We start from the raw sequence: 7,189 nt of genomic DNA, 5'->3' as shown, positions 1-7,189 counted from the left end.
GCATCAGGAATTTTAGGGTCTTTGCGTCGGGCCATGGGAAACATTCTCCTTTCTTCCCACTATGCCCGGCCAAACACGAAAATTCTGATACTCCCCTGATGGGGTCGAGCTCGACCAACACCTGCCCCTTGGCGACATGGACACCGTTTGTGACATGCCAGGCGCGCACCCGCCCCAGTTCCTCCGCCTGCACAATGCGGGTGTGACCGAGCGGCCGGACCTTGCCCGGCGCTGCGGCGATGATGTCGATGCGCCCGACATAGGCCCAGATGAGGGCGATCACCACAAGGGCGCAGATCAAAACGACCAGGATCAGACTCACCGGCGATGGTGGCGTCTCGAGGATTTCCAATTCTGCTGGCTTGAAGGCCAGATCACCCCTATTCAGACAATAGGTGCGTGGTGACGGCTGTGCAATCATTGAACTGCCTCCGACGCATCCTCCGTGTCGTCGCGATCCGACTGCAGCGCCCATAACTTGGCATAAAGCCCGTCCGGGCGGGCCAGAAGCTCTTGATGTGTACCGATTTCAACAATAGAGCCGTCTTCCATGCCGACGATCCGATCACAGTGCCGCACCGCTGCCAATCGGTGGGCGATGATGAGAACAGTGCGCCCCTTGGTGATCTCGCGCATATTGTCCTGGATAATGCGCTCGCTCTCATAATCGAGTGCGCTCGTCGCCTCATCGAAGATCAGGATAGGCGGGTCCGCGGCCAGTGCCCGGGCTATCGCCAGCCGCTGGCGCTGGCCGCCCGACAGATTGGCGCCGCGCTCCTCGATCATAGTGTCGTAGCCGCCAGGCAACCTTGCGACGAATTCCTCAGCACCGGCCAACCGGGCGATGTTTTCGACATGGCCGCGCGCCATCGTTGGATCGACCAGCGCGATGTTCTCGTGAATCGTCTTGTTGAACAGCCAGTTCTCCTGCAGCACCGAGCCAACCTGCGAACGCAGCCAAGCCGGATCGACATGGGCGATGTCTTGATCGTCGATCAAGACCCGCCCACTGTCGGGCGAATAAAATCGCTGCACAAGCTTGGTGAGCGTCGACTTTCCGGAGCCTGACGGGCCGACGATGCCGAGCACCTCACCGGGCGCAATAGCCAACGACACATTCTTCAATGCTTCCGGCATATTTGGCTGGTAGCGGAAGGAAACGTTTCTTAACTCGATGGCGCCTCGTGGCCGCGGCAGGGCGACTGCCCGCTCAGGCCGTGGCTCGGGTGGCGCGTTCAGGATATCGCCCAGCCGGTCGATGGAGATGCGTACTTGCTGAAAGTCCTGCCACAGTTGCGACAGGCGCAAGATTGGCTGCACCACCTGGTCAGCGATCATATTGAAGGCAATGAAAGCACCGACCGTCAGATCGCCATTGATGACGGACTGCGCCCCAAACAGAAGCAGGGCCGTTTTCAGGATCTTGCTGATGAACTGGATGGCGTTCTGGCCGATGGCTGCCAACATGGTGGTATTGAAGCCGGCACTCACATAAGCTGCCAAACGCTCACCCCACTCCTTCTTCGTCACCGGTTCGACGGCAGCGGCTTTGAGCGCCTGTACCCCCACCACTGTCTCGACCAAGAACTGCTGGCTGACCGCGCCACGGTTGAACTGCTCGTCGATGCGGCGGCGCAAGGGCGGCACAATGAGGAGCACCACCAGTGTGTAGCACGGGATCGAGGCAACAACGATCCAGGCGAGTGTCGTCGAATAGGCAAATAAAACCGCGATGAAGACAAATGTAAATAATAGATCAATGGCCGAGAACAGGCCTTGGCCGGTCAAAAACTCTCTGATCGAGTCCAATTCGCGCACTCGCGCGACCGTCTGGCCAGCCGCCCGCGTCTCAAAATACGAAAGCGGCAGGCGCAGCAACCGGTCGAAAAGCTGCATGCCTAGTTCAACATCGATACGGTTGGAGGTGTGCGAGAGCGCATAGGTGCGAAGATATTGCAACGCCACATCGAACAGCGCCAGCACCGCCATACCGAAGGTCAAGAGGTAAAGCGTCGAATACGCCTGGTGACCCAGCACCTTGTCGATCACATTCTGGAAGAACAATGGTGTTACAAGAGCGAAGATCTGCACGAAAAAGGAGGCGATCAGAACATGCGAAAGCGGGCCGCGATAACGGACGATCGACGACAGGAACCAGCCGAATCCGAAGGCACCGGGCACGGCCGTGTGGTCCCGCCGTGTGGCAAGGACGATGTTTGGGGCGACGACGCCTCGCCATTCTTCGAGTGTGAGCGTGGCGATACTTCCGTCTACCGGGTCGGCGAGGACAAAGCGACTATCCTGCCAACCTTGATAAAGCGCATAAGCGCCGTTGTGCAGAGCAACGATGGCCGGCGTCGGCAGTGCCTGCAGGCGGTGTTTGTTGGTTGTTTGGATCAATCGGGCTTTCAGCCCGACCTGCTTTAGTGCGCGCAACACGTCCTGGATGCAGGAGATGCCACCGCCCAATTGATGCACCAGATGTGACGGCTCTACCGACAGACCGCGATGCTTTGCAAGTGAGCACACCGCCGCAAGCCCGCTGGCAGTCGCGCGACCACAATCGATTTCTCTGGGGCTCTGGGGCACAAGATCATTCATTTGTGTTCAATAAGATTGCATCAAACATCAGGCGTGTTGCTGCAGGCCAACCGCGACAAGCTCAGGCGGGCGAGAAGGCAAATCAGCCAATTTCAGATGTTGGGTGAAGACGGGCAAATGATGAATATTGGCGCAAGCGGTCGGCCAGCAATCGCACCGCCCATGCTTTCGGTGAATGGAAGCGGAAGCGCCTGGTCGACCGCATCAAGAACGGACGCAGCAAACGCCTGTTTCACAGCTTCATTCCCCTCTAGTTTTGACCAAGTGACGCGTGGTTCGGCAATCATTGTGCCATCGCGGCGCAAGGCAAAGGTAAGCGTGATCCCCATGCCGGCGCTGCCAGGCGGCGCTTGCCAGCAGGCATACAGTGCGTCAAACATCTCGTTGATCGTATTGACCGGTTCACGGCTACCGCAAGCACGTACCTCACCAATCGTGTTGCCCGCCACACGATGGTCGCAAATACGTTCGCCGGCATATATGGCGGCAGGCATGAACAGACTGGTAAACACCAGGACCGTGCCAATCCGACACACATTGCAGCACTGATTTCTGACCGCTAGCGCACTGTTCCACATCGCGCTCACCCGAACACGCTGTGGCCTGACGCAGACGCGGTTTCCATCATGCGGCCGCTTGTGTCGACGGCTGGCTGTGTCAGCGATTGGCTGCCTGTGCGCCGTCCAGCCGTAACCAGATTGGCCATCGCAGTTTCTGGAGGTCGATGGCACAGCGCCGCATCCATTGCGTTCATCCTGCGCGCATCGTCTCGATCCGACGCTTCGATCACGGTAGCCGCCTCGGCCTGCGTTGCTGCACCCACCGCGATACGCCCATTGTAGCGATATTGCGGCAACGGCACAGGTTGGCCGAATGCCTTTTTGACAGCATTGACCAGTCGCTCGAGGCGACCGGATTCGACCAGGCCGTTTGGCGGTTCGGCCAGGTGACCGATGTCATGCCGGGCCAGTGCTTCCTCGTAGCGCCGGTCCGCAAAAGCCTTCATCCTGGCTTCCATCGTGTCCCCGGGCAGGTCTCGCAGAAACGCTGTGGTCCAGGCATCGCCCGCCGCCGTTGGCAGATTTGCCGATGTGGGTGCGGACGCCGGTGTAGGAGATACACCGGCATCCGCCTTTGCCGTTGCGTCGGCGGGGGGCGTCGCACCGTCGCCATCGGCAAATTGCACATCGCCAGCCAGACCCGTTGTACTGTCGGTTCTGGTGAACCGGCTCGTACCGGTAATGGCCGAGCCGTCTGGAAACTTTTTTGCTCCGTCCGGCTTCGGCTCCAGGCCTATCGCCGCGATGCCGGCCTCTGCCAGCGTCTTCACCTCGCCTGGATCAACCGCCCCGTCCTGATCCAGATCTTGCCAGATGCGGGCCTTGCCAAAATCCTTGTCGTCCGCATCGAGTTGGCCATTGCCATTGCTGTCATAAAGTTCTTTGGCGGCCGACATATCGGTGAGACCCTCAGCATCGATGCCATGGCTGTGGAGTTGGCTGACAAAATCCATCTCCTCAGCCGACAGCGTGCCATCGCCATCAAGGTCAATGCCAACAAGCCCGTCGCCCGGGCCAATGCGCGCCGCCCTGTCCGGCACGCCGTCGCCATTCCAGTCGAGGCCGGGTTTCGTGTCAGGGCCGAGCGGCCGCACATCGATCTTGCCATCGCCGTCGAGATCAAGGGCAATAGGGTACAGACCGCCGCCGCCGCTATCGATTGCGGCCTGTGCTCCCGGTGAAATACTGCTGCCCCGACCACGATTGCTGCCACGGCCGCCGCGGCTCCCACCGCCACTTTTGTGGTCGCCACCGAACAGGCTGCCGAGCAGGCCATGACCCTTACCGCGGCCGCCTCTTCCCCCATAATTGGAGCTTACCATGTTGCCGTTCTTATCAAAGTGGGAGACGATGCCATCGTCCCAGCGCATGGTCGTGGAACCATCCCTGTGAAAGTCTTTCGTGTATCCGCTGGCTTTGCTTTTACCCCCATTTACTGAAATACCCAGTCCGCCTCTTTCGGACTTTACAACATCCTTTGAGTTGTTGCTGCGCCTGGATTGGCCGCCTCCACCGCTTCTGCCACCCAACAGGCTGTTGCTGAAATTTCTGTGGCCAGAACCATCGCGGCCGCCATGATCATGATGATGCGACCCATGCCTGCGGAGGGACCCGGACCCGCCGAAGATCGTTTTCAAGAGCTCCTTAAATTGTCTCTTTTTATCGGATTTCTCTGCAGCCGCCGCCTTCCTAGCCGCTTCCTCATGGCGCTTCTTCTCAGCAGCGGCCGCCTCGGCCTGCTGCTTTTTCATCTCCTCGGCTTTGCGGTCCCACGTCACCTTGCCGGATTTGTCGCGCTTGCGCTGGAGCACCGCCTTGCCGCGCTTGTCATAGCTGTATTCGTGACGCGTCTTGTCGTCATTGTAGTTGGTCTGTGTGGTTTTTTGGCCCTTGCTATTGTAATTGCGGACATAGTGCTCCCAGCCGTGCTTGTTTGCACGGTCCCAACCCGACAACGTCGTGAGCTTGCCGGCCTTGTTGTAAGCCTTCCTTGTGACAATCTGGTTCCGGGTATTGAACGTGTAGTCAACGCGTGAGCCATCGTCGTTGTAAGTGGTTTGACGTGTCCGTTTGCCCTTTGCGTTCAAATCCTGCTCATAGCGGTTCCATGGCTTCTTGTTGTCGCGGTCCCAGCGCGTGTATCTGGTCGGCTTGCCGGCCTTGTCATAATCCTTGCGCGCGATGATCTGCTTTTTCTCATCAAAGCTGTAGTCACTGTGCGCACCATCCTTGTTGGTGTTGCGTTGCCAGGTCTTATGGCCCTTGGCATCAAAACGGATGTCATGGCGCGTGCCATCATCGTTCACGATGGTCTGTTTCGTCGACTTGCCGCTCCTCGGGTCAACATTCCGATCAGAAGCATACCATTTGGCCTTGTTGCCACGGTCCCATTTGCGCTCCCGCGTCAGCCTGCCGCTCTTGTCACGCGTTTCCTCGCGCAACACCTCGCCCGTGCGTGAGTCGAACTGCTTCGTAACTGTCGAACCGTCTGCGCTGACAGTCTTCAGCGAAATAGGCTGATTACCACGCATGACAAGTTCCTCGGTCACCCTGCCGTCACCATCCATGTATCGCTGCGTGACCGTACCGTCCGCGTTAAACGTTTCCTCGCGCGTTATGCTGCCCTTGGCGTTGACGGACCGTTTCGACGTCAGCTGACCCGTCTGCGGGTCGAAGGACTTTTCCGTGACCGAGCCGTCGGGCTGGGTTATCACCTCACGCACCGACCGCCCGGTCTCGGGGTCGAATCTGGCGGTGTAGCGTGCCCCATTGTCGAGAACGCCCTCTTCCGACAGCGGCTTGCCGGCCTTGTCGATATGGGTCGTGGCCTGCCGTTGCGGCAGTCTGTTGTCCGGATCGTAGGTCGTCACCGACCTCGTGCCGTCCGCGTTGAGCGTTTCCTCCCGCAACACCTCGCCCGTGCGTGGGTCGAACTGCTTCGTGACCGTCGAACCGTCCTTGTTGACCATCTCTTCCGAAACGGGCCGCCCGCCGCGGGTGGCGGTTTCCTTCCACTTCCTTCCGCCTTGGAAATGTGTGTCCGTTACCGTGCCGTCGTCATTCTGGGCCTTCTGCCGCGTCGGAAACCCCTTGCCGTCGAAGCCGGTTATGCGCTCCTTCCATGGATGCTTGTTCTCCGTGTCGAAGCGCTTCTGCGTCCAGCCGCCGCCATCAAGCACCGTCGTCTCGGTCTTGACCCGCCCCTCACCATCATACTCCCGTCCGCGGACCTTGCGGCCATCCTTGTCAACCGTTTCGGATGAGACGGGCTTGCCCGTCACTGGATTATACTGAACCGTCGTCTCGCCACTGGGACCGATGCTCTTCTGTTTTGCCAGATTGCCGTTCGGCGCATAGTCCGACTCCACCCGCGTCCCATCCGGATTGGCGACCGATTTGGAGACCACCTTCCCATCATCGCCTTTGCGGATGCTGATGGTGGTGCCATCGTCCAGCTTGATGACAGAATCGGGCTGTCCCGGGCTCGGCTTCTGCCAAGAATGGTCAATACCATGATCGAGCCGGGCTTTGCGCCGCTCGTTCAGCTCTTCGAGCTTGCCCGTATCCGTGATCGCCTTCAGATGGCCGTTCTTGTCCTGCCTCTGCCAGCCGAGAACCTTGCCGCCATCACCGAATACGGGCCTGTAGCCATCGATCGCATTCGGATCGCCCTCGAACCCCTTGCCCTCGGTCAGTGCCTCGAGCGCGCGGTTTACGATAGCCGCCTTGACCGCGTCCGGCGCCTGGGCATCCATCGCCGTGGCAAGCTGTTCCAGCGCCTGGGCCGGGTTTGCAATACCGTGCTTGGCCATCACCTGCACGACCGTCTTGGCGGTCGTGGCGAGGAATTTTTCGTAGTCGGCACCGTTATCTGTGATACATTTGCCCACCGTGTCGCCGGGGATGTCCGACAGGGGCGTGTTCCAGTAGTAGAACGCACCGCCCCAGCCGCCATAGGTCTGACCGCCGTCCTTTACCGCAGAACCCGCATCATTGCGGATGATGTCGGGGACAGGTGGGAGCTTGCT

Annotated in this window: 3 protein-coding genes and 1 pseudogene; all 4 read right to left on the bottom strand. The window is 59.5% G+C overall.

Annotated elements, in window-relative coordinates; genetic code table 11:
* Positions 1-421: pseudogene (locus AC07E3_RS21095) on the bottom strand (hypothetical protein); the annotation flags it as partial.
* A complete protein-coding gene (locus tag AC07E3_RS21090) occupies positions 418-2,601 on the bottom strand; it encodes a type I secretion system permease/ATPase (RefSeq protein ID WP_478364656.1) in 2,184 nt (727 codons plus the stop codon). The gene AC07E3_RS21090 and the pseudogene AC07E3_RS21095, both read right to left, overlap by 4 nt.
* Positions 2,602-2,693: 92 nt before the next feature.
* Entirely contained in the window at positions 2,694-3,113 is a 420-nt protein-coding gene (locus AC07E3_RS21085; RefSeq protein ID WP_478364654.1) for a hypothetical protein, read from the bottom strand.
* A 71-nt stretch (positions 3,114-3,184) separates the two neighbouring features.
* Positions 3,185-6,973 (bottom strand): EF-hand domain-containing protein, encoded by a 3,789-nt coding sequence (locus AC07E3_RS21080; RefSeq protein ID WP_478364652.1) that lies wholly within the window; start codon positions 6,971-6,973, stop codon positions 3,185-3,187.
* Positions 6,974-7,189 lie beyond the last annotated feature (216 nt).

Source organism: Nitratireductor lacus (assembly GCF_056431025.1).
The sequence above is the reverse complement of the archived record's forward strand: the minus strand, read 5'-3'. Positions and strand labels throughout refer to the sequence as shown.